This window comes from Pseudomonas sp. P65(2024) (assembly GCF_057480955.1).
Genome location: NZ_JBLIYX010000013.1, coordinates 133,434 through 159,364, shown reverse-complemented (window position 1 = coordinate 159,364; position 25,931 = coordinate 133,434). Strand labels below are relative to the sequence as shown.

23 protein-coding genes and 1 pseudogene are annotated in these 25,931 nt (G+C 66.2%); 4 read left to right on the top strand and 20 right to left on the bottom strand.

Features of this window, described 5'->3' with window-relative positions; genetic code table 11:
• Positions 1–15 precede the first annotated feature (15 nt).
• Together AC25MA_RS18170 and AC25MA_RS18165 are read right to left on the bottom strand one after the other, a co-directional pair.
• On the bottom strand, positions 16–4,140 hold the full coding sequence (locus AC25MA_RS18170; RefSeq protein WP_486972271.1) for a CheR family methyltransferase: 4,125 nt from the start codon (positions 4,138–4,140) through the stop codon (positions 16–18).
• 76 nt (positions 4,141–4,216) lie between these two features.
• Positions 4,217–4,444, bottom strand: a complete 228-nt coding sequence (locus AC25MA_RS18165) for a hypothetical protein (RefSeq protein WP_280060795.1) — start codon at positions 4,442–4,444, stop codon at positions 4,217–4,219.
• 331 nt (positions 4,445–4,775) lie between these two features.
• On the opposite strand from AC25MA_RS18165, the gene AC25MA_RS18160 reads away from it, so the two are divergent.
• Positions 4,776–4,997 (top strand): DUF6555 family protein, encoded by a 222-nt coding sequence (locus AC25MA_RS18160; RefSeq protein ID WP_028688896.1) that lies wholly within the window; start codon positions 4,776–4,778, stop codon positions 4,995–4,997.
• 56 nt (positions 4,998–5,053) lie between these two features.
• Here AC25MA_RS18160 and AC25MA_RS18155 read toward each other — a convergent pair whose 3' ends face one another.
• Together AC25MA_RS18155 and AC25MA_RS18150 are read right to left on the bottom strand one after the other, a co-directional pair.
• Complete coding sequence (locus tag AC25MA_RS18155) at positions 5,054–5,227, bottom strand: hypothetical protein (RefSeq protein WP_280060794.1); 174 nt, start codon at positions 5,225–5,227, stop codon at positions 5,054–5,056.
• 110 nt (positions 5,228–5,337) lie between these two features.
• Positions 5,338–5,952 carry a LuxR C-terminal-related transcriptional regulator gene (locus AC25MA_RS18150; RefSeq protein WP_280060793.1) on the bottom strand — a complete coding sequence of 205 codons (615 nt, stop codon included), beginning with the start codon at positions 5,950–5,952 and terminating at the stop codon, positions 5,338–5,340.
• Between the two features lie 107 nt (positions 5,953–6,059).
• Between AC25MA_RS18150 and AC25MA_RS18145 the strand changes: the two genes are divergently transcribed.
• Entirely contained in the window at positions 6,060–7,691 is a 1,632-nt protein-coding gene (locus AC25MA_RS18145; RefSeq protein ID WP_486972270.1) for an ATP-binding response regulator, read from the top strand.
• A 3-nt stretch (positions 7,692–7,694) separates the two neighbouring features.
• On the opposite strand, the gene AC25MA_RS18140 is transcribed toward AC25MA_RS18145, so the two are convergent.
• From AC25MA_RS18140 to paaF, 16 genes and pseudogenes are all read right to left on the bottom strand, one after another.
• Complete coding sequence (locus tag AC25MA_RS18140) at positions 7,695–7,997, bottom strand: hypothetical protein (RefSeq protein ID WP_036985759.1); 303 nt, start codon at positions 7,995–7,997, stop codon at positions 7,695–7,697.
• A gap of 283 nt (positions 7,998–8,280) precedes the next feature.
• Entirely contained in the window at positions 8,281–10,329 is a 2,049-nt protein-coding gene (paaZ, locus tag AC25MA_RS18135) for a phenylacetic acid degradation bifunctional protein PaaZ (protein ID WP_463402206.1), read from the bottom strand.
• 25 nt (positions 10,330–10,354) lie between these two features.
• Positions 10,355–11,587, bottom strand: coding sequence for an OprD family porin (locus AC25MA_RS18130; protein WP_486972269.1), 1,233 nt, complete (start codon positions 11,585–11,587; stop codon positions 10,355–10,357).
• A 35-nt stretch (positions 11,588–11,622) separates the two neighbouring features.
• A pseudogene (locus AC25MA_RS18125) lies at positions 11,623–13,191 on the bottom strand (cation acetate symporter); the annotation flags it as partial.
• Positions 13,182–13,490, bottom strand: coding sequence for a DUF485 domain-containing protein (locus tag AC25MA_RS18120; protein ID WP_028688889.1), 309 nt, complete (start codon positions 13,488–13,490; stop codon positions 13,182–13,184). The gene AC25MA_RS18120 and the pseudogene AC25MA_RS18125, both read right to left, overlap by 10 nt.
• A 205-nt stretch (positions 13,491–13,695) precedes the next feature.
• Positions 13,696–14,772, bottom strand: a complete 1,077-nt coding sequence (gene paaE, locus AC25MA_RS18115; protein ID WP_247282886.1) for a 1,2-phenylacetyl-CoA epoxidase subunit PaaE — start codon at positions 14,770–14,772, stop codon at positions 13,696–13,698.
• A 15-nt stretch (positions 14,773–14,787) separates the two neighbouring features.
• Positions 14,788–15,312: a 1,2-phenylacetyl-CoA epoxidase subunit PaaD gene (paaD, locus tag AC25MA_RS18110; RefSeq protein WP_241413323.1), complete on the bottom strand. Its 525-nt coding sequence runs from the start codon at positions 15,310–15,312 to the stop codon at positions 14,788–14,790.
• A complete protein-coding gene (gene paaC, locus AC25MA_RS18105; protein ID WP_486972268.1) occupies positions 15,299–16,057 on the bottom strand; it encodes a 1,2-phenylacetyl-CoA epoxidase subunit PaaC in 759 nt (252 codons plus the stop codon). Before paaC ends, paaD begins: the two co-directional genes overlap by 14 nt.
• 8 nt (positions 16,058–16,065) lie before the next feature.
• On the bottom strand, positions 16,066–16,347 hold the full coding sequence (gene paaB, locus AC25MA_RS18100; RefSeq protein ID WP_011533969.1) for a 1,2-phenylacetyl-CoA epoxidase subunit PaaB: 282 nt from the start codon (positions 16,345–16,347) through the stop codon (positions 16,066–16,068).
• 28 nt (positions 16,348–16,375) lie between these two features.
• A complete protein-coding gene (paaA, locus tag AC25MA_RS18095) occupies positions 16,376–17,365 on the bottom strand; it encodes a 1,2-phenylacetyl-CoA epoxidase subunit PaaA (protein ID WP_236179678.1) in 990 nt (329 codons plus the stop codon).
• 253 nt (positions 17,366–17,618) lie between these two features.
• Positions 17,619–18,938 carry a phenylacetate--CoA ligase PaaK gene (paaK, locus tag AC25MA_RS18090; RefSeq protein WP_050705733.1) on the bottom strand — a complete coding sequence of 440 codons (1,320 nt, stop codon included), beginning with the start codon at positions 18,936–18,938 and terminating at the stop codon, positions 17,619–17,621.
• A gap of 94 nt (positions 18,939–19,032) precedes the next feature.
• Positions 19,033–20,253 (bottom strand): 3-oxoadipyl-CoA thiolase, encoded by a 1,221-nt coding sequence (gene pcaF / locus AC25MA_RS18085; RefSeq protein WP_486972267.1) that lies wholly within the window; start codon positions 20,251–20,253, stop codon positions 19,033–19,035.
• Positions 20,246–20,695, bottom strand: coding sequence for a hydroxyphenylacetyl-CoA thioesterase PaaI (gene paaI, locus AC25MA_RS18080; protein ID WP_062574089.1), 450 nt, complete (start codon positions 20,693–20,695; stop codon positions 20,246–20,248). Before paaI ends, pcaF begins: the two co-directional genes overlap by 8 nt.
• Positions 20,688–22,205: a 3-hydroxyacyl-CoA dehydrogenase PaaH gene (paaH, locus tag AC25MA_RS18075; protein WP_486972266.1), complete on the bottom strand. Its 1,518-nt coding sequence runs from the start codon at positions 22,203–22,205 to the stop codon at positions 20,688–20,690. The genes paaI and paaH overlap by 8 nt, the downstream gene beginning before the upstream one ends.
• A gap of 2 nt (positions 22,206–22,207) precedes the next feature.
• Positions 22,208–23,002 carry a 2-(1,2-epoxy-1,2-dihydrophenyl)acetyl-CoA isomerase PaaG gene (paaG, locus tag AC25MA_RS18070; RefSeq protein ID WP_486972265.1) on the bottom strand — a complete coding sequence of 265 codons (795 nt, stop codon included), beginning with the start codon at positions 23,000–23,002 and terminating at the stop codon, positions 22,208–22,210.
• A 31-nt stretch (positions 23,003–23,033) separates the two neighbouring features.
• Positions 23,034–23,807 (bottom strand): 2,3-dehydroadipyl-CoA hydratase PaaF, encoded by a 774-nt coding sequence (paaF, locus tag AC25MA_RS18065; RefSeq protein WP_207852733.1) that lies wholly within the window; start codon positions 23,805–23,807, stop codon positions 23,034–23,036.
• A 340-nt stretch (positions 23,808–24,147) separates the two neighbouring features.
• Here paaF and paaY point away from each other — a divergent pair, with 340 nt between their 5' ends.
• Positions 24,148–24,747 (top strand): phenylacetic acid degradation protein PaaY, encoded by a 600-nt coding sequence (paaY, locus tag AC25MA_RS18060; RefSeq protein WP_028688878.1) that lies wholly within the window; start codon positions 24,148–24,150, stop codon positions 24,745–24,747.
• 59 nt (positions 24,748–24,806) lie between these two features.
• On the top strand, positions 24,807–25,730 hold the full coding sequence (paaX, locus tag AC25MA_RS18055; RefSeq protein WP_088852804.1) for a phenylacetic acid degradation operon negative regulatory protein PaaX: 924 nt from the start codon (positions 24,807–24,809) through the stop codon (positions 25,728–25,730).
• Positions 25,731–25,931: the final 201 nt, after the last annotated feature.

The window sequence follows — 25,931 nt, the reverse complement described above, 5'->3', positions numbered from 1 at the left end:
TGTGCCAGCCCAAGCTCAATAGGGCTCCGATCCGCACAATGTCTCTATGGCCTCGACCAGGTCGTCGTACCCCACCGGTTTGCTCAGGTGCCGGTCGAAGCCTGATTGGCGTGAGCGGTACTGGTCGGCGCTGGCACCATAGCCGGTCAGGGCAATGGCCGGCGTGTAGCGCAGGTGCCCCAGGGCACGCAGCGCCTTGATCAGGGCGTGGCCGTCCATCACCGGCATGCCGATATCGGACAGGATGATATCGTAGCGCCCGCTGGCGGCGGCCTCCAGCGCCGCTTGCGGATAGCTATAGGCCTCGACTTGCGCGCCTTCCATCTCCAGCAACTGCTGCATGACCTCGAGTATTTCCACCGAGTCGTCCACCAGCAGCACCTTGACGCCGTCCAGGCGGCCGTCGCTGGTCTGCCCGGATGCCTCGTTCGGGGCCTGACGCCCGGGCGCGCACAGTGGCAGGCAGACCGTGAAGGTCGTGCCGCAACCCAGCCCCGGGGAATACGCCGCCACCGTCCCGCCATGGGCCTCGACCAGCTGGCGCACCAGTGACAGGCCGATACCCAGGCCGTCGCGGTTGCCGGACAGCTGTGGGGCGGCCTGGGTGAACAGGTCGAAAACGCTCTCCAGGCTGTCCTCGGTCAGGCCGACACCCTGATCGATCACCTCCAGGCGGGCATGGGCGTCCTGTCTGGCGAGTACCACGCGAATCTCGCTGCCTGCGGGGCTGAATTTCAATGAGTTGTTCAGCAGATTCCAGATGATCTGCTCGAGCCGCGTGCCATCGGCCTCCACGTGAACAGGCGCGCCATCCGCAGGCAGTGCCAGGCGCACGGCGCAAGGATGCTGTTCGTTAAGCACCACGGCATGGATCCCCTGAAGTACCGTGCCCAGGTCGATCACCTGGGTCTTGAGCTTGAGTTTGCCGGTGCGGATGCGAGCGACATCAAGCAGATCGTCGATGATCCGCGCTTGACTGGAGACCGCGTCGCAGATAACGCCGATGGCCTTGCTGGCAGCGCTGGCGGCTTTCACCGACGGCGACCGCCGCAGGATCTCGGCGTTGAGCTGGATCAGGTTCAGCGGGTGCTTGAGTTCATGGGACATGACGGCGAAAAACTCGTCCTTCATGTGACTGGTGCTCTGCGACTCGGCCAGTTGCTTGCTCTGCTCGTCGTGCAGGCGCTTGTGGCCGGTGAGGTCGCGGGCGATCTTGACGTAGCCCCGCAAGCTGCTGCCCTTGAGGCGCGACACCTCGCCGCTGCAATAGAAACGGCTGCCATCCTTGCGTACGTGCCAGCGCTCGTCCTGACCACGACCATGGAGGCGGGCGCTGCGCAGTTCACGCTCCGGCACGCCGCTGGCCTGGTCCTGCTCGGTGAAGATCAGCTGGTAGTGACGGCCGAGAACCTCGTCCTTGCCATAGCCGAAAATCAACGCGGCCCCCGTGTTCCAGTCGGTGATCAGGCCTTGTTCGTCAAGCAGGATGATGGCGAAGTCATGGGTGCTTTCCGCCACCAGGCGCATGCGTTCCTCGCCCTGGCGCAGGCGTTCCTCCGCGGCGCGGCTCTGGCTGATGTCGATGAAGGTCAGTACGGTGCCGTCGACGTGGCGCTCGCTGGCCCGGTAGGGCAGCAGGCGGGCCAGGTACCAGTGCTGGTTGTGGCCGAGCACTTCGCGTTCGATGGTGGTCTCGCGTTCGACCACCGCACGGGCATCGTCAGCCAGGCCTGGGTAGTCCAGGCGATGGGTGATGTCGAGCAGCGAACGGCCGGTGTCCACCGGCAACATGCTGAAGATGTCGGTGGCTCGGGGGGTGAACCAGCGGATGCACAGGTTGCGGTCGACGAACACCGTAGCGATGTCGGTCGAGGCGATCAGGTTGCTCAGGTAGTCGTTGACCTTGTCGGTCTCCTCGACCTTGGTCTTGAGCTCGTAGTTGACCGTCAGCAGCTCTTCGTTGATCGACTGCAGCTCTTCCTTGCTGGTTTCCAGTTCCTCGCTGGCCGAGCGCAGCTCCTCGTTGATCGCCTGCATTTCCTCGTTGGAAGCGGTCAGCTCCTGGCTGGAAAACTCCGATTGCTCGATGGTTTCCTGCAATTGCAGCCGTGTGCGATGCAGTTCCCGCTCCAGGTTGGTCAACAACATGCCTTCGCTCTGCTCGAGAGCAGGGCTGGGGCCTGCATTGCCGTCGACTTCGATGCTCTGGAACACCACCAGAAGGCAGTCGGTGCCACTGGGGTCATCCTGGTGGGGTTGGATCAGGATCTGCACCGAGGTCGAGTATTCGTCGAGGTTGACCTCGACCCTGCGCGAGGTCACCGCCTGGCCGCTGCCTTGCGCTTGCAGCAAGGTGCTGCGCAGGGCGGGTCGTAACGGGGCGATGACCAGGTTGAGCAGGTTGTGGCTGAGCTCGCCACCCGCGTGACGCAGGAAGCGTCCGACGCCTTCGCTCATGTGCAGGATATTGCCCTCGGTATCGACCACCAGGCTGGGCGGCGTGCAGCGGGCGAGGGCGCGGTGATGGATCTCGGCGTAGGACAAGCGGCGACTGCTACGTGCCCGGGCAGGTGACGCGAGCGCAGGTTCCGGGGCCTGCAGGCGCGCCGGATGGCTGGTGGTCTGCACCTCCCGGGCGCGGAAGATGCGGTTGCGTTTGTCCACGGCGACGAACAGGTCGGCCGCAAGGTCCGTCGACTCGGAGCTGCCCAGGAACAGATGGCCGCCTGGACGCAGGGCGAAATGGAACAGGCGCAGGATGTCGCGTTGCACATCGCGGTCCAGGTAGATCAGCAGGTTGCGGCAAACGATCAGGTCGAGTTGGGAGAACGGTGGATCGGATAGCAGGTTATGACGGGCGAACAGAACCTTTTCCCGGATTTCCTTGCGCACCCGGAAGTGCTGATCCTCCTTGATGAAGAACTGGCGCAGGCGCGCCGCCGACACGTCGGTGGCGATGGCGTCTGGATACTGCCCGGCACGGCCGAGGCCGATGGCGCGTTCGTCGAGGTCGGTCGCGAATACCTGCACCTGGACGCTACGCTGCTCCACCGCCAACTGTTCGGCCACCAGCATCGCCAAACTGTAGGCCTCCTCGCCGGTAGAGCAGCCCGCCGACCAGATGCGCACTTCGTGCGCCGCCTCTTCAATGGCATCCATGTTGACCAGGCCGGGCATCACATGGCGCTGCAACGCTTCGAACGCCTCGCGGTCGCGGAAGAAGTTGGTCACCCCGATCAGCATGTCGGCCAGCAGCGCCCGCGATTCCTCTGGGTGGCGTTGCAGGAAGTCGAGATAGCCGGCCAGGTCTGTCTGGCCGGTCACATGCAGCCGGCGCTCCAGGCGACGCAGCACGGTGGCACGCTTGTAATGGCTGAAGTCGTGGCCGGTCTCGCCTTGCAACGTCAGCAGGATCTCATCCAGCAACGGGTCACTCGCGGCCGGGTCGCCCTCTCGCTCTCCCAGTGGCGGCGGCAGGCTGTCGTCTTCGATTTCCGGTAACTTCACCTGGCGCGCCGTACGCCACAACTCGACCAGGCGCGCAGGCATTTCATCCACCGGCAGCAGCAGGTCGACCATGCCGGTGGCCAGCGCCGCACGGGGCATGTCGGGGTACTCGGCATCCTCGGGTGCCTGCACCAGGGTCAGGCCACCTTGCTCCTTGATGCGCGACAGGCCTACGGCGCCGTCGCTGCCGGTTCCCGAGAGCACCACGCAGAAAGCGTGATCCTTGTGCACGTCGGCCAGGTCGCGGAAGAACAGGTCGATGGCCACATGATCGCCGCGGTTGCGCTTGGCCGGGCTGACCCGCAGGTAGCCGTCGTTGGTCGACAGGCGATTGGCCGGCGAGATCACGTAGACATGGTTGCGTTCGATCGGCACCGGCTCGCTGACCTGGCGCACCGGCATGCGGGTGACGGCCTGGATGATCCGGTCGGCCTGGCTCTGGTGGTCCGGGGACAGGTGCAGCACGACGACGAACGCCATGCCGGAATTGTCCGGGGTGTGCTGGAAGAACCGGCGGATCGCCTCCAGGCCGCCGGCCGAGGCACCGATGCCGACCACGGGGAAGTCCAGGTGGCTGGGGCTGAGCGCCGGATTGTGCGGCGAGGCGAGGGGCGATTTGCTGGACGACTTCATGGCATCAGCCTTGTACGGACCTGGAAATGGCCCAGGGTGAATCGCCGGGCACTGGGCGCAGATTATAGGCTGCCGCTCACTTTGGCGACGAGCGGGTACCTTGAATCAGTGCAAGGTGTTCGATGGCTTCCTGATAGCGTACAGCAGCCTTGCGTCGTAGTTTCTGATAATGGTCGAAGCGATTGGCGTCGAGCCCATCTCCTTCGAGCAGGACAATGGCGGCATGGTCGAGTTGGTAGGCGCTGGCGAACAGCCGGCGATTCTGCTCAAGCGCGAGCGCCTGGCAGCTGTGTATCATGGGCATGGGAGCTCCGTTGTGCGAAGTGGGCATTCAGTGGTGTGACCGCCGGCCACGCGAATAAGTGCAAATGATTTGCCCGGTGTCGAGCCCATGCACCCCGCACGCTGGTTAACGTTGGCCAGAGCAGGGCAACAATGGGTGAGCTGTGGCGGATTGCGACGGCTCAAAACGGTTGCACGGTGACACGGCCTCCACCTCCAACCCAGCCATGGGGCGGCGGCGATGCGTAATGGGCTGGCCCTTCCTTCACCGTGTCTGGCATTTTTTTTGAATTTTCATGGCGCACCACGATCAGTCAAAGAGTCATCCATGGAGAAGAGGAGGGCCTGCGGCGATGCCTAGTCCCCAGCTGTACACCATTGAATACCGGCTGCACGGAGAGCCACGGCGGTTCATCATCCGCCAGGAACACATGGACAATGCCGAAGCCTGGCACTGGGCCAGTTGCGATGCGGGGTTGGGGATCATTCCGAAGTTCGGGCGGGAAAAGATCAAAAAGGTCAGCCGACCGCTGGCCGAGCGGCACGGCATCACCGATGTGCACTGGCGGGTCTGATTCGCGCCCTTGGTAGTGCACATGCCCTTGGCCAGCGAGCAAGTCCGCGCCAGGTCCTAGGCCCCGGATTCCGGATCGATGGCCGGCACGCCGGGGCGGTTTTCTTCCTCGGTAAGGTCAGGGGCGGCATCCGCATCATCGGGATCGGGCTGGTCGTTGCGTCGGTCTGGCTCCAGTTCCGGCCAGTCGCTCTGCACGTCACCACCACCCATCCGGTGTTTCTCGTTCATGCCGGCATCCTCCTTCAACGCGTGCGGCGGAACATTCGCTGCTCATGCATGGGGATCGTGCAGGGGGTGGGAAGGTCTATCTCATCCCTTGCTTGGCGACAAGCGGTCGTTCAGTTTCCGGAATACTTCACGGCCGCCGCCGTGCGGGTCGGTACGTTGAGGGTCTTGAGCAGGGACGACACATGGATGCGTACGGTAAACGGCGAGATATCCAGCGCCCGTGCGATCTCCTTGTTGGTCTTGCCCTGGGCAATCAGGCGCAGCACGTCCTGCTGGCGTTCGGTGAGCTGTTCCAGTTCGCTGGAGGCCTCCCGTTGCGGCAGCAGGCCGCTGGGCACATAGTTGACCACCACCTCGCCGGCGCGAATGGCGAGGATGGCCGCGCCGATTTCCCCAGGGCTTACGCTCTTGCCGATGAAGCCATCGACCCCCGCAGCCATGACTTCGCAGATGACCTGCGGGTCATCGACCATCGACACCACGATCAGCGTGGTGCGCGGCAACTGCCGGCGCAGCTCGGCGAGGCGACCGATGCAGGTAAGGCCGGGAAAGCGCAGGTCGAGGATCAGGGTGTCGGGCGTCTCGCCCAGTGTGGCCAGGCGCAGCACTCCGGCCAGGCTGCCGGCTTCCTCCAACCGGGCGTCGGGCAGGATGCGCCGCACGGTGTTGACCATGGCTTCCCTGAACAGCGGATGGTCATCCGCCACGATGATGCGGCAACTCACGTCGAGGAACTCCCTGTCGTCCGGCACATGCTAATTTAGCAGTCAACTGCGGCATTTTCTTATGATGCATGCCGCAAATGCCGACTGGCGCACAAGGACGTTACCCCATGAGGTTCGAGAAGAACAACGAACTGGACCAGGCCAACCTACGCATCATCGTCGCCTCCTGCGCGATCAGCTACGTGGCGCTGCTGGGCTTCCTGCCGGGACGCTCGCCGGCCACCTACCTGCCGGTACTGCTCTACTACGCAGGTTTTGTAGTGGTGTCGATCGGCATGCGCCAGGCCATCAAGCGCTGGCCGGGGCATTACCCGGCGCGGCGGATCTTCGGCATGCTCGGCGACTACACCGGTACCTGCTTCGGCCTGGTGGTCGGCGGCGAGACCGCATTGCCGCTGTATGCGGTGATGGTATGGATCAACCTGGGCAATGGCATGCGCTTCGGCTCGCGCTACCTGGCCATCGCCACGGTGCTGGCCCTGGCCGCGTTGCTGGTGGTGTGGCGGCTGACGCCTTACTGGCAGGAACAGCCGTTCCTGCTGCCGATGCTGCTGACCACCAGCACCTTGATCCCGTTCTACGCCCACCTGCTACTGGAGCGCACGCGCAAGGCCACGGCCCTGGCCGAGGCCGCGACCCGCGAGAAATCCCGCTTCCTGGCCCAGGCCAGCCATGACCTGCGCCAGCCGATCCACTCCATCGGCCTGTTCACCGCCTGCCTGCGCGAGGCGCGCCTGGGTGAGGAGGAGCGGCGCCTGGTGGACAGCATCGACCGTTCGCTGCTCAATGTCTCGCAGCTGTTCCGCTCGATCCTCGACCTGTACACCCTGGACAACGGCCGGGTGCAGCCGAAGTGGGAGGCTTTCGCGGTGGACGGCTTTCTGCGCGAACTGCTGCGCCAGAACAGCGAGGCGGCGCGCTGGGCCGGGGTCGAGATGCGCCTGGTGTCCAGCCATCACTGGATTCGCGCCGACCCGGGCATGCTGGCGACCATGGTGCAGAACGTGCTGTCCAACAGCTTCAAGTACGCCGCCGGACGCCCGCTGCTGATCGGCGTGCGGCCTCGCGGCCAGGGCCTGGCCATTGTCGTCTGCGACCAGGGCAGAGGGATCGCCGAGGAGCACCAGGGCCGAGTGTTCGAGGAGTTCTACCGGGTGCGCGAAGTGCGCGACAAGGATGTTGAGGGCGTTGGCCTCGGCCTGGCCATCGTCAAGCGGCTGGGGCGGTTGATGGGCCTGGAGGTCAGCCTGCGCTCGCGCCTGGGGCATGGCACCTGCGTGACCTTGAAGGGGCTGTCCAGAGCCTGCGCGCAGGTGTCGCGGGCCACGGTCGACCAGGCCGTGCAGGCGGGCCTGCTCACGGGGCTGCGGGTGTGCCTGGTGGAGGATGACGACAACGTGCTGCAGGCCACTAGCGCCTTGCTGCAGCGCTGGGGATGCGAGGTGCAGGCCGAGTGTTCGCCCTTTGGCCTGATCAGTGACTGCGATGTGATCGTCGCCGACTACGACCTGGGCCCGCAGGCCACCGGCATCGACTGTATCGACCAGCTACGCGCGCAGCGCGGCGCCGATGTGCCGGCGCTGATCATGACCGGTCACGACATCGACAGGCTGCAGGGCGCCTTGCAGGCACGGGGCATCGCGGTGCTGGCCAAGCCGGTGCGACCTGCCGAGTTGCGCGCGGCGTTGCGCGCCCTGCGCGAGAGGGGAACGGCACCGGTGGTTCAGGCTGATGCCTGAGCGTCACTGGAAGACGGGGGCTTGGCCTTCTTTCCAGCAGGTCGGTGACGGGGTGATAAGGCCCATGCCAGCGACCGCGACCAGGCCTCCGCTGGCCACCTGGCAGTCATACTGGCCCTTGGCGGTGCTGGCGCTGAAGTAGGTGGTGTTGGAGTCGCTGCGCAGGTTGCTGACCTTGTTCACCGGCACGCCAAGGGTGACTTCGGCGCGTTGCTTGAGGGTGTCGGCGCTGGGGCTGGCGGTCTGGCAACCGGTCAGGGCGGCGAGGCCGGCGAGCAGGAACAGGGACTTGAAGGGGAGGGACATGGGGATCATCGCGTTGCTTCCTTGGCATTGTTCTCGGTACGGCGCACCCACCGCCAGGAAGGGGGGCTGGCGGTGGGGCGGTGGGGCGACTATAGCGCCGAGGGGCGTTGCACGATGTAGGGCGGATGTGCGAGGTGGCATATTGCCTTTAGTGTCGGGGCTTTCAATGTGTTGAGTAGTGACGTCAGGCTTGGACATGCCGGGGCTGCTTTGCAGCCCTTTCCGACCGGTCCGGCGCCCCGGCAAGGCCGCTCAGGGAGCGCGAATCGCCACCCAATCGCGCTTACCGCTTCACCACCAATGTCAAGATGTCATAACTGGCCACCAGCTCGTCTAGCTGGTTGGTCACTTCCACATCCCAGGCCACCACCCCTTGCGCCTGCCCTTGCGGGCTGGTCTTGCCCTGGTCGATCTTGCGCTTGCAGGTCAAGCGCGCCTGGATGGTGTCGCCGATCCCCACCGGTGTGATGAAGCGCAGCGTGTCCAGGCCATAGTTGGCCAGCACCGGCCCTTCGCCCGGGCTGACGAACAACCCGGCCGCCGCCGACAGCACGAAGTAACCGTGGGCAATGCGCTTGCCGAACTGCGACTGCTTCGCCGCGATCTCGTCGAAGTGCATGTAGAAGTGATCGCCCGACAGGCAGCCGAAGTTGACCAGGTCGGCCTCGGTCACGGTGCGACGGTGGGTCAGCAGCGATTCGCCGATGTGCAGGTCGTCGAAATGGCGACGGAACGGGTGCACCTCGGTCTCGATCACCTCGGCGCCGCGCACGTATTCACCGGTCACCGCCATCAGCATGCTTGGCGAGCCTTGCACGGCGGCACGTTGCAGGTAGTGCTTGACCGCGCGCAGGCCACCCAGCTCCTCGCCGCCACCCGCTCGGCCGGGGCCGCCATGCTTGAGCTGCGGCAATGGCGAGCCATGCCCGGTGGATTCCTTGGCTGCCTCGCTGTCGAGTACCAGCAGCCGCCCGTGCCAGGCCGCCGCCACCGGGATGGCCTTGGCCGCTACAGAGCGGTCAGCGGTCACCAGCGATGCCACCAGGCTGCCCTTGCCTCGCGCGGCCAGGGCCAGGGCCTCGTCGAGGTCGTCGTAGGCCATCAGTGTGCTCACCGGGCCAAACGCCTCGATGTCATGGGCGCCGCCTTCGGCATGCGGGTCGCGGGCCAACAGCAGGGTCGGGGCGAAAAACGCGCCCTCGGCCACGCCATCGCCGAGCGGGGTGAAACCGTCACTGGCGCCCAGCAACTGGTCGCAGCTGTCCAGCAACTGGCGCACGCGCTCGCCGACATCGCGCTGCTGGTCGTGGGAGGCCAGCGCGCCCATGCGCACGCCCTCGACCGCAGGGTCGCCCACCACCACCTTGCGCAGGCGCTCGCGCAAGCGGGTGGCCACCGCGTCGAGGTGTCTGGCCGGGACGATGGCGCGGCGGATCGCCGTGCATTTCTGCCCGGCCTTGGTGGTCATCTCCCGCGCCACTTCCTTGATGTACAGCTCGAACTCCTCGCTGTCGGGGCTGACGTCCGGGCCGAGGATGGCGCAGTTCAGCGAGTCGGCCTCGGCGGTGAAGGGCACCGAATGGCGGATCAGGCTCGGGGTCACGCGCAGCTTGGCCGCCGTGTCGGCGGAGCCGGTGAAGGTCACCACGTCCTGGCCCTGCAGACGGTCGAGCAGATCGCCGGTGCTGCCGATCACCAGTTGCAGGCTGCCAGCGGGCAACAGGCCTGATTCATTCATCAAGCGCACCACGGCTTCGGTCAGGTAGCTGGTCGCGGTAGCGGGCTTGACGATGCACGGCATGCCGGCGAGGAAGGTCGGGGCGAACTTCTCCAACATGCCCCAGATCGGGAAGTTGAAGGCGTTGATATGCACGGCCACCCCGGTGCGTGGCACCAGGATATGGCTGCCGGCGAAATGGCCTTGCTTGCCCAACGGGATCGCCGGCCCTTCATGCACCAGGTTGCCCGACGGCAGTTCGCGCCGGCCCATGCTGGAATAAGCGAACAGCGTGGCGTTGCCGCCCTCGATGTCGATCCAGCTGTCGGCGCGGGTGGCGCCGGAATGGTGGGACAGGGCGTAGAGCTGCTCCTTGCGCTCGGCCAGGTACAGCGCCAGGGCCTTGAGGCGGGCGGCACGCTGCTGGAAATCCATGGCCAGCAACTGCTTGAGGCCCTGGGCCCGGGCGAAATCCACGGCCTCGGCGAAATCCGGGCGCTCTTCGTGGCTGTAGGCCAGGACGTGGCCATCGAGGGCGCTGCGCAGGGCCTGGGCGCCATGCTGGCCGATCCAGCGGCCGGCAATGAAGCTTTGCAGGGTAGGGGCGGCGGACATGCTGTTCTCCTTTGAAGGGGCGCGGTTACCAGAGCGCCAGGGTGTAGCCGATGATCAGGCGGTTCTCGTCCACGGCGTTGGTCAGGCCGTTGCCGGAACGGAAGGTGACGTTGCGCCAGCGCAGGCTGACGTCCTTGAACGGGCCGCTCTGGATGACGTAGGTGATGTCGGTGTCGCGCTCGCGCTCGCGGCCGTTGCTGAGCGTGGCGGTTTCGGCGTGGCGGCCGTCGGTGTAGCGGGTCATGAAGCTCAGTCCGGGGATGCCCATCGCCACGAAGTCGTAGTCGTAGCGCACCTGCCAGGAGTCGAGCCCGGCGCGGGTGAAGGTGTTGTAGGTGACCAGGTTGACGGTGTAGGGATCGCCGCCATTGAGGAACGGGAAGGCGCTGTCACCGGACATCTGCTGCCAGGTGGCGGTGAACTTGTGGGCCTTCACGCCCAGGGTGAACATGGCGTTGAAGTTGCGGTTGTCGATGCGCCCGGCGCGCTCGGCGCCGTCGCCGCGGCTGTCGAAGTAGCGCAGGTCGCTGCGCAGGCTGACACCTTCGGCCAAGGGTTGGGTATGCAGAAAACCGAGGTATTGCTGGCGGTAGATGTCCTCGAGCTTGGCGTAGTAGTAGCTGACGCTGGCCTGCGGGGTGATGGCGTAGCTGCCGCCACCGAAATCGAAGTGGTCGCTGCTGGCGGCGCCGTAGCCGATGTCGTCGCGCCCGGAAGAGTCGCGCAGATTGGCCTTGGTCAGGCGGCCGCCGTTGAAGGTCAGGCCGTCCAGCTCCTGGCTGGTCAGCAGGCCGCCCTGGAAGGTCGAGGCCAGCAGGCGGGTGTCGTTGTACACCACCACCGGCAGGATGGGCTGCAAGGTGCCCAGGCGCAGGGTGCTCTTGGACACCCTCAGCTTGCCAGTCAGACCCAGTTCGCTGTAGTCGTCCACCGGCTCCAGGCTGCGCGGTCCGTACGGCAGCAGGCCGGTGTTGCGCCGGTCGCGGCTGGAGTCGAGCTTGATGCCCAATTGGCCCATCGCGTCCACCCCGACACCGACCGGCCCCTCGGTGAAACCCGACTCGAAGCGGGCGGTGAAGCCCTGGCCCCATTCCTCGGCCTTGTTCTGCGGGGCGTTGCCCTGGCGGAAGTCGCGGTTGATGTAGTGGTTGCGCAGTTCCAGGCGTGCGTGGCTGTCAGCGATCAAGTCCGCCATGGCTGGCAAGGGCAGGGCAAGGGTGGCCAGCCAGGCGGCTGACGTGAGGTGCGTGCGGTTCATTGTGGTTGTACCCGACATTGTTATTGTTCTTGAGGTCAGTGCTTGCTGGCGCCAGCGGCGCCGATACCGGTCATCGAGCGGATGAACTGGGCCAGGTAGCGCCCACGTTCTTCGCGCGCCCGCTCCGAGCCGTCGGTGACCGAGAAGGCCCAGGCGGCGAGGAAGGCCAGCGACATGGAGAACAGCGCCGGGTTGCTGTAGGGGAACAGCGCCCGCTCGTTGTGCAGCACGTTGACCCACACCGCCGGGCCTAGCACCACCAGGACGATCGCCGAGACCAGCCCGGCCAGGCTGCCGCCCACCGCGCCGCGGGTGGTCAGGCCTTTCCAGAACATCGAGAGCAGCAGCACCGGGAAGTTGACCGAGGCGGCCACCGCCAGCACCAGGCCGGAAAGGAAGGCGATGTTCTGCGACTCGAACAGCAACCCCAGCAACACCGCGAACAGGCCGATCCCCAGCGTGGCCAGGCGCGACACGCGCATCTCTTGCTGCTCGCTGGCCTGGCCCTTGCGCACCACGCAGGCGTACAGGTCGTGGGACACCGCCGAGGCGCCGGACAGCGCCAGGCCTGCAACCACGGCGAGGATGGTGGCGAAGGCCACCGCCGAGATGAAGCCGAGGAACAGGTTGCCGCCCACGGCCTGGGCCAGGTGCACCGCGACCATGTTGCCGCCGCCGATGATCGCACCGGTGGCGTCGCGGTAGGACGGCTCGGTGCCGACCATGACGATGGCGCCGAAGCCGATGACGATCAGCAGCAGGTAGAAGTAGCCGATGAAACCGGTGGCGTAGAACACGCTCTTGCGCGCTTCCTTGGCGTCGCTGACGGTGAAGAAACGCATGAGGATATGCGGCAGGCCGGCCGTGCCGAACATCATGCCCAGGCCCAGGGAGATGGCGTCCACCGGGTTGGACAGCAGCGCCCCCGGCGCCATGATCGCCTGGCCCTTGGCATGCACGGCCACGGCGCTGGCGAACATCGCCTCGGTGCTGAAACCGAAGTGCCTGAGCACCATGAAGGCCATGAAGGTGGTGCCCGACAGCAGCATCACCGCCTTGATGATCTGCACCCAGGTGGTGGCGAGCATGCCGCCGAAGGTGACGTACAGCACCATCAGCACGCCCACCAGCATCACCGCGTATAAGTAGCTGATGCCAAACAGCAGCTCGATCAGCTTGCCGGCGCCGACCATCTGCGCCACCAGGTACATCAGCGCCACGGCCAGGGTGCCGAAGGCCGAGGTCAGGCGCACCGGGGCCTGGGCCAGGCGGTAGGACACCACGTCGGCGAAGGTGTACTTGCCCAGGTTGCGCAGGCGCTCGGCGATCAGGAACAGGATGATCGGCCAGCCGGCCAGCACACCCAGGGCGTAGAGCAGGCCGTCGTAGCCGTTCATGAACATCATCGCCGAGATGCCGAGGAAGGACGCGGCGCTGATCATGTCGCCGGCGATCGCCAGGCCGTTCTGCATGCCGGTCAGGCCGCCGCCGGCGGTGTAGAAGTCGCTGGCCGAACGGGTGCGCAGGGCGGCCCAGCGGGTCACCAGCAGGGTGAAACAGACGAACACCAGGAACATCGAGATGGCAGTCCAGTTCATCGCGCGCACTCCTGCTTGACCACTTCGTTGAGCGGGTCGATGACGCGGTTGGCGCGGTGCATGTAGACGCCGGTGAGGGCGAAGGACAGCAGCACCATCAGCACGCCCACCAGCATGCCGACGCTGGTCACCCCGCCGCTGAGGGACTGGCCGAGCACGCCGGGGGCGAAGGCCACCAGCAGGACGAAGCCGTAGTAAGCAACGAGCATGGTCAGGGTCAGCGAGCCATTGAGGCGGCGCTTGCGCTGGATCAGTTGCACGAAGGCGGGGTGCTTGCTGATGGATTCGAGGTGTTCGGGTGTCATGGGGAGCGTTCTCTCTGGCTGTTGTAATTGTTTTTTCAGGTCACGCGGTATTGCTGCTTGCACCGTCCCTGTAGGAGCGGCCTTGTGTCGCGAAAGGGCTGCGCAGCAGCCCCGGCAATCTTTGCAATGTTGCAGATCCCGGGGACCGCTTTGCGGTCCTTTCGCGACGCAAGGCCGCTCCTACAGGGATGCAGGCGCCTCGATCTCAAAGCTGATCGAAATCGAGCACCACCTTGTCGCTCAGCGGGTAGGTCTGGCACGACAGCACATACCCGGCCGCCACTTCGTAGTCCTCCAGGGCATGGTTGCTGTCCATCTCCACCTCGCCCTCGATCACCTTGCACTTGCAGGTCGAGCACACGCCGGCCTTGCATGACCAGGGCAGCTCGGCGCCGATGGCATTGCCGGCCTCGAGCACGCTGCGGGTGTTGCGCGGCAGGTCGAAGACCAGGGCGCGGCCGTCGCTGATCACGGTGACGTGGCTGACCGCCGAATCCACCTGGCGTGCCGCCTCGCGAGCTTCGCGACGGGCCTCGCCACCGGCGGCGGCGAACAGTTCGAAGTGGATGCGCTCCCTGGCCAGGCCATTGGCCTGCAGGCTGTAGCGTACGGTCTCGGTCATCGCCTGCGGGCCACAGATGAACGCGGCGTCGAGTGACTGCACGTCGAGCCAGCGGGCGAACAGCTGGCCGCACTTGTCGGCGTCGATGCGGCCGTTGTACAGGTCGACATCCTGCTGCTCGCGGCTGAAAACGAAGATCAGGTTTAGGCGGTCGAGGTACTGGTTCTTCAGGTCTTCCAGGCGATCGCGGAACAACGCGCTGTTGCTGGCGCGGTTGCCGTACAGCAAGGTGAAGCGGCTGCGGGGCTCGCAGGCCAGGGTGGTGGCGACCAGCGACAGGATGGGAGTGATGCCGCTGCCGGCGGCCACGCCCAGGTAATGACCCCGGCGCGCCGGGTCCAGCGGCACGAAGAAGCTGCCCGACGGCGGCATCACCTCCAACTGCTGGCCGGCCTTGAGCACTTCGTTGGCGAAGGCCGAGAAACGACCGCCCGGCACGCGTTTGACCGCCACGCGCAATTCGCCGTCCTGCACCGCGCTGCAGATCGAGTAGGAGCGGCGTACCTCTTGGTCATCCAGTCGGGTGCGCATGACCAGGTACTGGCCCTGGGTGAAGCGGAACTCTTCGCGCAGGTGCGCGGGCACGTCGAAGGCGATGGACACCGCGTCGCGGGTCTCCTGGCGCACTTGCCGGACGGTCAGGCTGTGAAACTGGCTCATGGCGTTCTCCACGGCTCAAAGGCATTTGAAATAGTCGAACGGTTCCAGGCACGCACGGCAGCGGTACAGGGCTTTGCAGGCGGTGGAACCGAACTGGCTGAGCAGTTCGGTATCGCGGCTTGCGCATTGCGGGCAGCACACCGTGGGCGAGGCCCCGCGCAGGCTGGCACTGCCGGCGGGTGGAGCGATGCCGTAGGCGCGCAGGCGCTCGCGGCCCTGGTCGCTGATCCAGTCGGTGCTCCAGGCCGGGGTAAGCCTGCGCTCCAGCTCGGGCTCGGCGAACCCTGCTTGTTCTAGCGCCTGGCGGATGTCGCCCTCGATCACCTCGGTGGCCGGGCAGCCGGAGTAGGTCGGGGTGACCACCAGGTGCAGGTGGCCGGCGCGCCAGTCGAGGTCGCGGACGATCCCTAAGTCGACCACGCTGACCACTGGCACCTCCGGATCCATCACCTCGGCCAGCACCGCCCAGGCCTGGGTCAGGTCGCCGTCGCGCAGGGCGCGGGCGCCGCGGTCACCCACGATCAGTTCACCAGGTCGCATCGGGGTAGGCTCGCGGCAAGAACTGCATCTCGGCCAGCAGCAGGCCCAGGTGCTCGGTGTGCAGGCCCTTGCGCCCGTCCAGGTAGAAGTGGCTGGCGGCGTTGGGCAGCGGCAGCTCGACCGAGGCGAAGATTGCCTCCACAGCGGCGTGCCAGCGCTGGGCGACCTGCGTCGGGTCGGCGGCAATGCCGGCGTGGGCCAGCTGTACTTCGCTGTCGCTGGCGACCGTCAGCTCGACGGTGAAGCGCCACAGCATCGGAATGGCCTCGAGCATGCGTCGACGGCTTTCCTCGGTGCCGCCACCCAGGCGCTGCACCCACTCGCCGGAACGGCGCAGGTGATAGGTCACCTCCTTCAGGGCCTTGGCGGCGATGCCGGCGATACGCTCATCGCCCGAGGCACTCAAGCCATCGAGCATGGCGTGGTGCCAGGCGTCGTAGAGGAACTGCTTGAGCATCGTCACGGCATAGTCGCCGTTGGGCTGCTCGACCAGCAGCAGGTTGCGGTAGGCGCGCTCGTCGCGACGGAAGGCCAGAGCGTCGGCATCGCGGCCGTCGTCCTGCAATTCGGCGGCATAGTCCAGCCAGTTGCGGGCTTGGCCGACCATGTCGAGGCCGACGTTCATCAGCGCCAGTTCTTCCTCCAGCGCCGGGGCCTTGCCGCACCACTCGCACAGGCGCTGGCCCTGGACCAGGGCGCTGTCGCCGAGCAGCAGCAGGTATTGAATCAGTCCTTGCTTGTGCATGGCGTGCCTCACATGTGTCCGACTTCGGCCGGCAGCTCGTAGAAGCTGGCGTGGCGGTAGACCTTGTCATCGGCCGGGGCGAACAGCGGGTCCTTCTCGTCGGGGGAGGAGGCGGTGATCAGCGCCGAGGGTACCACCCACAGGCTCACTCCCTCGCTGCGGCGGGTGTACAGCTCGCGGGCGTTCTCGATGGCCATGGCGGCGTCGGCGGCGTGCACGCTGCCAACGTGCTTGTGGTTCAGGCCGTGCTTGCTGCGCACGAAGACTTCGAACAGGGTCCAGACAGACATTGGGGATATCTCCGCATCATTCGCCGCTTCAGGCGGCGTTCTTGTTCTGTTGCTTGCGGGCATAGGCCACGGCGGCCTCGCGCACCCAGGCACCGCTTTCGATGGCGTTGCGCCGGGTGGCCAGGCGTTCCTGGTTGCACGGGCCGTTGCCCTTGATCACTTCGTAGAACTCGTCCCACTGGATCTGGCCGAAGTCGTAGTGGCCGCGGGCCTCGTTCCACTTGAGCGCCGGATCTGGCGCGGTGCAGCCGAGCAGTTCGAGCTGGGGCACGGTCTGGTCGATGAAGCGCTGGCGCAGTTCGTCGTTGGTCTGGCGCTTGATCTTCCAGGCCATGGACTGGGCGCTGTTGGGCGAGTGCTCGTCGCTGGGGCCGAACATCATCAGCGCCGGCCACCACAGGCGGTCGATGGCGTCCTGGACCATGTCCTTCTGCGCCTGGGTGCCGTGGCGCATCATGGTCAGCAGCAGTTCGTAGCCCTGGCGCTGGTGGAAGCTCTCTTCCTTGCAGATGCGGATCATGGCGCGGGAGTAGGGGCCGTAGGAGGTGCGCTGCAGCACCACCTGGTTGACGATCGCCGCGCCGTCCACCAGCCAGCCCACCGCACCCATGTCGGCCCAGCTCAGGGTCGGGTAGTTGAAGATGCTCGAGTACTTGGCCTTGCCACTGTGCAGCTTGGCGATCTCTTCGTCGCGGTCGGCGCCGAGGGTTTCCATGGCGCTGTACAGGTACAGGCCGTGGCCGGCTTCGTCCTGGATCTTGGCCATCAGTTGCAGCTTGCGCTTGAGCGACGGGGCGCGGGTGACCCAGTTGCCTTCCGGGAGCATGCCGACGATTTCCGAGTGGGCGTGCTGGGAGATCTGGCGGATGAGGGTCTGGCGGTAGGCCTCGGGCATCCAGTTCTTGGCTTCGATCTTGATCTCGGCGTCGATCTTCTCCTGGAAGGCGCGCTCTTCGGGCGACATCTCCTCCAGGGACTTGAGGCGCTTGACGCCGGTTTCTACGAGCTGTGCGTACATGTTCAGGCTCCCGGTTGTGGGCTGCTTGGGGCGTGGGTCATTTATAAGCGATACAAAACACAACATCAAACAGTATTTGATGTATCAAATAAGATTTGTGTATCGCATTGGGGTTGCTGGGGCTGCTGCGTAGCCCTATCCGACCGGTCCGACGCCTCGGCAAGGCCGTTCCTACAGGGCAACGCGCCCCCGGCTTTCTCGAGGCAAAAAAAAGCCCCGGACCATGCCGGGGCTCCATTCTCAGTGCTTGCCGTCAGCCAGCAAGTCGCTTGTCATACACATGACAAGCCTTGCCCTCCGAACGCTTCAGCGTGCCGCAAGGCTGCAACTGGATCTGCGTGCTGATACCGATATAGGTCTTGATCTGCCGCGCCAGCTCGCCCACCACCTGCTTGCGCTGGCCCTCGTCGAGGTACTGGCTGTCGCTGCGCAGTTCCACATGCACCTCGACGCTGTCGAGGTTTCCATTGCGATACAGATGGATCTCATAAAGCTCTGAAAGCTGTTTTATCTTCAGTACCTGCTCCTCGATCTGCGTCGGGAACACATTGACCCCGCGGATGATCAGCATGTCGTCGCTGCGCCCGGTGATCTTGCCGATGCGCCGCATCGGCCGTGCCGTGCCGGGCAGCAAGCGGGTCAGGTCACGGGTGCGGTAGCGCACCATGGGCAATGCCTCCTTGCTCAACGAGGTGAACACCAGCTCGCCAAGCTGGCCGTCCGGCAGCACGTCGCCGCTGACCGGGTCGATGATCTCGGGGTAGAAGTGGTCCTCCCAGATGGTCGGGCCGTCCTTGGTCTCGAGGCATTCCATGGCCACGCCCGGGCCCATGATTTCCGATAGCCCGTAGATGTCCAGCGCATCGATGCCCAGGCGCTGCTCGATTGAGCGGCGCAGTTCGTCAGTCCAGGGTTCGGCGCCGAAGATGCCCAGGCGCAGCTTGAGGTCGTGCGGGTCGATGCCCTGGCGCTCGATCTCGTCGGCCAGGTTGAGCATGTAGGACGGCGTGACCATGATGATGTCCGGCTGGAAGTCGCGGATCAGCTGCACCTGCTTCTCGGTCTGGCCGCCGGACATGGGGATCACCGTGCAGCCCAGGCGCTCGGCGCCGTAGTGCGCGCCCAGGCCGCCGGTGAACAGGCCGTAACCGTAGGACACATGTACCTTGTCGCCACGGCGCCCGCCGGCGGCGCGGATCGAGCGCGCCACCACGTTGGCCCAGGTGTCGATGTCGTTCTGGGTGTAGCCGACCACCGTCGGCTTGCCGGTGGTGCCGCTGGAGGCATGCAGGCGCACCACCTGGTCCTGGGGCACGGCGAACATGCCGTAGGGGTAGTTGTCGCGCAGGTCATTCTTGCCGGTGAAGGGGAACTTCGCCAGGTCGTCCAGCGACTTCAGGTCATCGGGGTGGGCGCCGCAGGCATCGAAGCGCTGGCGATACAGCGGCACGTTGGCGTAGGCGTGGTTCAGGCTCCAGCGCAGGCGTTCCAGCTGGTGCTGGCGCAACGCGTCGAGGCTGGCGGTTTCCATCGGGTCGAGCAGGGCGCGGTCGGCATCGTGGTAGAGGTTCATGGTTTCACTCGAGTTGTTCTTGTCGTGGGCCGAAGCCCTGAGTGTCATGGCAGGCAGCATACTGCCCGCGTCGCGTGGCGTCTCTGGCGGCTGATCAGAGGCGTTCGAGCACCAGGGCGATGCCCTGGCCGACGCCGATGCACATGGTGCACAGGGCGTAGCGGCCGCCGGTCTGCTCCAGCTGGTACAGGGCGGTGGTGACCAACCGTGCGCCGCTCATGCCCAGCGGGTGACCCAGGGCGATGGCGCCGCCGTTGGGGTTGACCCGGGGATCGTCGTCGGCCAGGCCCAGCTCGCGCAGCACGGCTAGGCCCTGGGCGGCGAAGGCTTCGTTGAGTTCGATCACGTCCATGTCGGCCAGGGACAGGCCGGTCAGTTCCAGCACCTTGCGGGTGGCTGGCACCGGGCCGATGCCCATCAGTCGCGGCTCGACGCCCGCCACGGCGAGGCCAAGGACCCGGCCGCGAGCCTTGAGGCCATGTAGCCGGGCTGCCGCGGGGCTGGCCAGGAGCAGGGCGCAGGCGCCGTCGTTGACCCCCGAGGCATTGCCGGCGGTGACGCTGCCACCGTCGCGGAACGGCGTGCCCAGGCGCGCCAGTTGCTCAAGGGTGGTGTCGCCCCGTGGATGTTCGTCGTGCTCGACGCGCTTGGCCGGGCCTTTTCGTTGGGGGATATCCACCGCGACGATCTCCCGGGCCAGGCGGCCATTGGCCTGGGCGGCGGCGGCCTTGAGCTGGCTGCACAGGGCGAAGGCGTCCTGGTCCTCGCGAGAAATGGCGAAGCGCTCGGCGACGTTCTCGGCGGTCTCGGGCATCGAGTCGATGCCGTATTGCGCCTGCATCAGCGGGTTGACGAACCGCCAGCCGATGGTGGTGTCGAACAGCTGCGCGCTGCGACCGAAGGCCTGTTCCGACTTGCCCATGACGAAGGGCGCCCGCGACATCGATTCGACGCCGCCGGCCAGCATCAGCCCGGCCTCGCCGCAGCGCAGGGCGCGGGCGGCGTTGCCGATGGCGTCCAGGCCCGAGCCGCACAGGCGGTTGATCGTGGTGCCGGGCACCTCGATCGGCAACCCGGCCAGCAGGCCGGCCATGCGCGCGACGTTGCGGTTGTCTTCGCCGGCCTGGTTGGCGCAGCCGAGGATCACATCGTCCACGGCCCTCCAGTCCAGCTCGGGATGGCGCGCTATCAGCGCCTTGATCGGCACCGCGGCGAGGTCGTCGGGGCGCACGCTCGCCAGGGCGCCGCCATAGCGACCGATGGGCGTGCGCACGGCATCGATGATCAGCGCGTGGGGCAGGGTGGCATCAGTCATGGGAGGTCTCCGGCGACAGCACGGTGCCGCGTACTTTGTAGGATTTGCCGTGAAACAGGGCGATCAGCTCGCCCTGCTGGTTCTCGATGCGCACGTCGTAGTTGCCGGTGCGGCCCTTGCGGCTCTGCTCGCCGGCGGTGGCCAGCAACTGATCGCCCAGGCGTGCCGGCGCCACATAGTCGATGCTGCAACCCAGGGCCACGGCGGCTTCATCGTAGCTGTTGCAGGCAAAAGCGAAGGCCGAGTCGGCCAGGGCGAACAGGTAGCCGCCGTGGCAGGTGCCGTGGCCCTGGATCATGTCGGCGCGCACGCGCATGCCCAGCCGGGCGCTGCCGGGGCCGGCGTCGAGCAGCTCGATGCCCAGGCCCTGGCTGGCGGCGTCGCGGGCGAACATGGCCTGGGCACAGGCGCGGGCCAGGGTGTGTGCGGATTGTTCAGCCATGCAGATGGCCTCCTTCGGCGTGGGTGCGGCGCAGCAGCAGGGACGGGCGGTAACGCTCCTCGCCGTAGCTGCGTTGCAGGTTGTCGAGTACGTCCAGGGTGAAACCGACCCCCAGGTCGTCGGCCCAGGCCAGCGGGCCGCGTGGGTAGTTGACCCCGGCGCACATGGCCAGGTCGATATCGCCGGGCGTGCCGACGCCCTGCAGCACGGCGTCGGCGGCCTCGTTGGCGAGCATCGCCACGGTGCGCAGCACCACCAGGCCGGGCAGGTCGGCCACCGGGCAGATGCTCAGCCCGGCCTGGGCGAGCAGGGCGACGGCCTGGCCAAGGGCCTCGGCACTGCACTCGGCGCCGTGACTGATGGCCAGGCGCGTGGCGCTGGCGTAGTCCAGGGCCAGGTCCAGCAGCACCAGGTTGCGCAAACCGTCCTCGCGGGCGCGCTGGCTGGCCAGGCGGCCATCGGACAGCGCCAGGGTGGCATCCCCCACCCGCAGCACGCCGCTGCCAGCGCGCTCGGTGACGCCGATACCCTTGGCGCGCAGGCGCTCGACCAGGGGCTGCAGGACGCCCAGGTCACCTTCCACGGTGCAGCACTCGACAGGCGCCTGGCTGGTGATTGCCGCGGCCTGTGGCCGCTCGGCGCCTTCGGCATAGCTATAGAAGCCCTGGCCAGACTTGCGCCCGAGGCGCCCGGCATCGACCAGCTCTTTTTGCACCAGCGATGGCTGGAAGCGGAAGTCGCCATAGAACGCCTCGAACACCGAGCAGGTCACCGCGTAGTTGACGTCGTGGCCGATCAGGTCGGTCAGCTCGAAGGCGCCCATGCGAAAGCCCCCGGCGTCGCGCAGCAGGGCATCGAGGGTGGCGCAGTCGGCAGCGCCCTCCTGCAGCAGGCGCAGGCTTTCGGCGTAGAAGGGCCGAGCCACGCGGTTGACGATAAAGCCCGGCGTCGAACGGGTGTGCACCGGTTGCTTGCCCCAGTTCCGGGCGGTGTCGTACAGGGTGCTCGCCAGTGTCGGCGCCGTGGCCAGCCCGGACACGACCTCCACCAGCGCCATCAGCGGTGCCGGGTTGAAGAAGTGCATGCCGATCACCCGTTGCGGGTGCCGGAGCCCGGCGGCAAGGCTGGTGATCGACAGCGAAGAGGTGTTGCTGGCCAGGATGCAGTCGTCGGCGCACCGGGCTTCAAGTTGGCGCAGCAGTTCTTGCTTGATCGGCAGGCTTTCGACGATGGCCTCGATCACCAGGCGGGCATCGGCCAGGTCGTCGAAGCTGTCGATCGGTTGCAGGCGAGCGCGGATGGCGCTGTGGTTGTCAGGGCTGAGCCTGCCTTTCTCGACCAGCCGGCCGAGCTGCCGGTCGATACCTTCGATGGCCTGCGCGGCGGTGCCGGGGCGGTTGTCATAAAGGCATACCGGGTGGCCGGCCTGGGCCGCCACCTGGGCGATGCCGGCACCCATGGCGCCAGCGCCGATCACCGCCACCAGGGCATGATTGTCGAGTGCGGCCATGGTCAGCGCCCCTTGAACACAGGTGTGCGTTTGTTCATGAAGGCGCCGACGCCCTCGCGGTAGTCCTCGCTGCGCCCGGCCAGGCGTTGCAGGTCCCGCTCCAGTTCCAGCTGTTCGTCGAAGCGGTTGTCGAAGCTCTGGTTGAGGGCGCGCTTGATCAGGGCCAGGCCATAGGTGGGCTGGGTCGCCAGGTGGCGGGCGAGCTTGAGCGCTTCGTCGCGCAGCGCGGCATCGTCCACCACCCGGTGGATCAGCCCCCATTGCTCGGCCTGCTCGGCGCTCAGGCGCTCGCCTAGCATGGCCAGTGCCTTGGCCCGGGCCATGCCGATCAAGCGCGGCAGTAGCCAGGTGCCGCCGGAGTCCGGCACAAGGCCGATCTTGCAGAACGCCTGGATGAAGCTTGTCGAGCGCGCCGCCAGCACCAGGTCGCAGGCCAGCGGCAGGTTGGCGCCAGCGCCGGCGGCCACGCCATTGACCGCGCAGATCACCGGCAGCGGCAGGTCGCGCAGGCTGCGCACCAGCGGGTTGTAGAACTGTTCGATGGACTGACCGAGGTCCGGTAGCTCCGCGTCGGGCGCGACGTTGCGGTCGGCCAGGTCCTGGCCTGCGCAGAAGCCACGGCCTTCGCCGGTCAGCAGCAGCACCCGGGCGGTTTCGCTCTGGCGCACCTGCTTCAGCGCCTCGCGCACTTCCAGGTGCATGGCGCTGTTGAAGCTGTTGAGCTGCTCGGGCCGGTTCAGCGAAAGCAGGGCGACGCCGTCGTCGCCAATGGAAAACAGGATGTGCTGGAAGGACATGACTGGCTCGCTCCGTCAGTCGGTGGAAGGCTTACAGCCCTTGGAATCGGGCCGGGCGTTTGGCCTGGAAGGCGCGGATACCCTCGTCGCGGTCGGCGGTGCCGGCCAGCAGGGTGAAGGCGTGGCGTTCGAAGCGCAGGCCGCAGGCCAGGTCCATGTCCTGGGCCTTGAGCAGCGCCTCCTTGGCCAGGCGCACCGCCAGCGGTGCCTTGGCGGCGATGGTGGCGGCCACCTGCAGGGCGCGCTCTACGGTGAGTTCGGGCTGGGTGACTTCGCCGACCAGGCCTGCCTGTAGGGCATGACGGGCATCAATGGCTTCGCCGCCGAGGACCATCTGCATGGCCAGCGGCTTACCCACGGCGCGCAGCAGGCGCTGGGTGCCGCCGGCGCCGGGGATGATGCCGAGGTTGATTTCCGGCTGGCCAAAACGGGCGTCGCTGCCGGCGATGACGATGTCGGCGCACATCACCAGTTCGCAGCCGCCACCCAGGGCAAAGCCGTTGACGGCGGCGATCAGCGGTTTGCCAAAGGCGGCGATGCGCTGCCAGTGGGCCACACGCGGATCGTTGAGGATGCCGACCAGGTCGCGCTGGGCCATCTCGTTGATGTCGGCGCCGGCGGCGAAGGCCTTGCGGCTGCCGGTGATGACCACGGCGCGGATCTCTGGATCCTGGTCGGCGGCGTCCAGTTCTGCGGCCAGCTCTTCCAGCAGCGCCGTGTTCAAGGCATTGAGGGCTTGCGGGCGGTGCAGGGTGATCAGACGGACGCCGTCCGCCGGGGCCTGCACGATGAGGTTGCTTGGCATGGGGATACCTCAGGCTGCACGTTCGGCGCCGGCTGGGGCCGGCTTTTCTTGGAATTGTTCGTGGTGCTGGTGCAAGTATATGTACAAAGCGATACGCAAAATCAACATTGAAATTGTAATTGCGTATCTGTATTTGAGGCGAGTGACGCTATCGCGGGGCAAGCCCGCTCCCACGCTGTCTCGCTGCTATAGCCATTTGTGGGAGCTAGCTTGCCCAGCAATTAGGTCATCACTGTCCTGAAGCTTTGTGAAGAAAGCGATACATCAGGTTGGCATTGACTAAGTGATTTGATCTGATACAGGATCATTTGGTCTTCTGAATCATATCGAGCCCCAGCCCATGCCCTGCTATCGCCTCGAAGGCCTCACCCCAGTGGTTCATCCCAGCGCCTATGTACACCCCAGCGCCGTGCTGATCGGCGACGTGCTGGTCGGCCCCAACTGCTACATCGGCCCTTTGGCCTCGTTGCGCGGCGATTTCGGGCGAATCATCCTGGAAGAGGGCGCGAACCTGCAGGACACCTGCGTGATGCACGGTTTCCCCGGCGGCGACACGCTGGTCGAGCGCAACGGCCATATTGGCCATGGCGCGGTGCTGCACGGCTGTCGGATAGGCGAGGACGCCTTGGTGGGCATGAACGCGGTGGTCATGGACGGCGCGCATATCGCCCCACGCTGCATCGTTGCCGCCACGGCCTTCGTCAAGGCGGGGTTCACCTGCCCGGAGCAAAGCCTGGTGGTTGGCGCGCCGGCCGAGGTCAAGCGCCCGCTCAGCGACCAGGAGCTGGCCTGGAAACAGCGCGGCACCGCCGAATACCACAGCCTGGCCCGGCGCTGCATGACCGCGCTGGTGGAGTGCCCGCCGCTGACCGCGCCCGAAGCCGACCGCCCACGCATGGGCGACTCCGGCTTCAGGCCCAAGGCCGAGGGCGGTGCATGAGCCTTGCGCGGTCGCGGCAGGCAGGTATAGTCGAGGCTTTAGCCGCGCCTCGTTCCCCCATGAGCAGCCTTGCCCCCCTGAATCACCTGATCACCCGTTTCCAGGAGCAGACGCCGATCCGCGCCAGCTCCCTGATCATTACCCTCTATGGCGATGCCATCGAACCCCATGGCGGCACGGTCTGGCTGGGCAGCCTGATCAACCTGCTGGAACCGATGGGCATCAATGAACGGCTGATCCGTACCTCGATCTTCCGCCTGACCAAGGAAGGCTGGCTGACCGCCGAGAAGGTCGGCCGGCGCAGCTACTACAGCCTTACCGGCACCGGCCGGCGGCGTTTCGAGAAAGCCTTCAAGCGTGTCTACAGCGCCAGCCTGCCGGCCTGGAACGGCGCCTGGACCTTGGTGCTGCTGTCGCAGCTCGACGCCGGCAAGCGCAAGGCCGTGCGCGAAGAGCTGGAATGGCAGGGCTTTGGCGCCATGGGCACGAACCTGCTGGGCTGTCCGCGTACCGACCGCGCGGACCTCGCCGCGACCCTGCGCGAGCAGGACGCCGAGGACGACTGCATCGTCTTCGAAACCCACGCCCAGGAAGTGCTGGCCTCCAAGGCCCTGCGCGCCCAGGTACGGGAAAGCTGGAACATCGAGGAACTGGGCCAGCACTACAGCGAGTTCATCCGTCTGTTCCGCCCGCTGTGGCAAGCCATGAAGGACCTCGAGGCGCCGAGCCCGCAGGATTGTTTCCTGGCGCGCACGCTGCTGATCCACGAATACCGCCGCCTGTTGTTGCGTGATCCGCAACTGCCGGACGAGTTGTTGCCGGGGGATTGGGAAGGGCGCGCGGCCCGGCAGCTGTGCCGCAACCTGTACCGGCTGGTGCAGGGCAGGGCGGAGGAGTACCTGGCCAGCGCGCTGGAGACGGCGGATGGGCCTTTGCCGGATGCCAATGAGAGCTACTTCAAGCGCTTTGGTGGGCTTGGTTGAATTGAGGGCGTTGGCGACCTGGCAATTCTGCCAGTTGCCGGCATTGCGATCCGTTGCAAGGATTGCCTGCGTATTCATGGCAGGCGGCATTTCTAATATGAGTCGGGCACGGTGGCGGCACCCCCATAGCATCTCCTCGATTCTGGCCACAGATCGGCAAGGTTCGATCCTGCTCTCCAATGACCAGCCAAATCGATACAC

Coding starts and splice junctions, on each gene's coding strand:
- AC25MA_RS18170 (WP_486972271.1), bottom strand. CDS start 4,140: ATGAAGTCGTCCAGCAAATCGCCCCTCGCCTCGCCGCACAATCCGGCG.
- AC25MA_RS18165 (WP_280060795.1), bottom strand. CDS start 4,444: ATGCCCATGATACACAGCTGCCAGGCGCTCGCGCTTGAGCAGAATCGC.
- AC25MA_RS18160 (WP_028688896.1), top strand. CDS start 4,776: ATGCCTAGTCCCCAGCTGTACACCATTGAATACCGGCTGCACGGAGAG.
- AC25MA_RS18155 (WP_280060794.1), bottom strand. CDS start 5,227: ATGAACGAGAAACACCGGATGGGTGGTGGTGACGTGCAGAGCGACTGG.
- AC25MA_RS18145 (WP_486972270.1), top strand. CDS start 6,060: ATGAGGTTCGAGAAGAACAACGAACTGGACCAGGCCAACCTACGCATC.
- AC25MA_RS18140 (WP_036985759.1), bottom strand. CDS start 7,997: ATGTCCCTCCCCTTCAAGTCCCTGTTCCTGCTCGCCGGCCTCGCCGCC.
- paaZ (WP_463402206.1), bottom strand. CDS start 10,329: ATGTCCGCCGCCCCTACCCTGCAAAGCTTCATTGCCGGCCGCTGGATC.
- AC25MA_RS18130 (WP_486972269.1), bottom strand. CDS start 11,587: ATGAACCGCACGCACCTCACGTCAGCCGCCTGGCTGGCCACCCTTGCC.
- AC25MA_RS18120 (WP_028688889.1), bottom strand. CDS start 13,490: ATGACACCCGAACACCTCGAATCCATCAGCAAGCACCCCGCCTTCGTG.
- paaE (WP_247282886.1), bottom strand. CDS start 14,772: ATGAGCCAGTTTCACAGCCTGACCGTCCGGCAAGTGCGCCAGGAGACC.
- paaD (WP_241413323.1), bottom strand. CDS start 15,312: ATGCGACCTGGTGAACTGATCGTGGGTGACCGCGGCGCCCGCGCCCTG.
- paaC (WP_486972268.1), bottom strand. CDS start 16,057: ATGCACAAGCAAGGACTGATTCAATACCTGCTGCTGCTCGGCGACAGC.
- paaB (WP_011533969.1), bottom strand. CDS start 16,347: ATGTCTGTCTGGACCCTGTTCGAAGTCTTCGTGCGCAGCAAGCACGGC.
- paaA (WP_236179678.1), bottom strand. CDS start 17,365: ATGTACGCACAGCTCGTAGAAACCGGCGTCAAGCGCCTCAAGTCCCTG.
- paaK (WP_050705733.1), bottom strand. CDS start 18,938: ATGAACCTCTACCACGATGCCGACCGCGCCCTGCTCGACCCGATGGAA.
- pcaF (WP_486972267.1), bottom strand. CDS start 20,253: ATGACTGATGCCACCCTGCCCCACGCGCTGATCATCGATGCCGTGCGC.
- paaI (WP_062574089.1), bottom strand. CDS start 20,695: ATGGCTGAACAATCCGCACACACCCTGGCCCGCGCCTGTGCCCAGGCC.
- paaH (WP_486972266.1), bottom strand. CDS start 22,205: ATGGCCGCACTCGACAATCATGCCCTGGTGGCGGTGATCGGCGCTGGC.
- paaG (WP_486972265.1), bottom strand. CDS start 23,002: ATGTCCTTCCAGCACATCCTGTTTTCCATTGGCGACGACGGCGTCGCC.
- paaF (WP_207852733.1), bottom strand. CDS start 23,807: ATGCCAAGCAACCTCATCGTGCAGGCCCCGGCGGACGGCGTCCGTCTG.
- paaY (WP_028688878.1), top strand. CDS start 24,148: ATGCCCTGCTATCGCCTCGAAGGCCTCACCCCAGTGGTTCATCCCAGC.
- paaX (WP_088852804.1), top strand. CDS start 24,807: ATGAGCAGCCTTGCCCCCCTGAATCACCTGATCACCCGTTTCCAGGAG.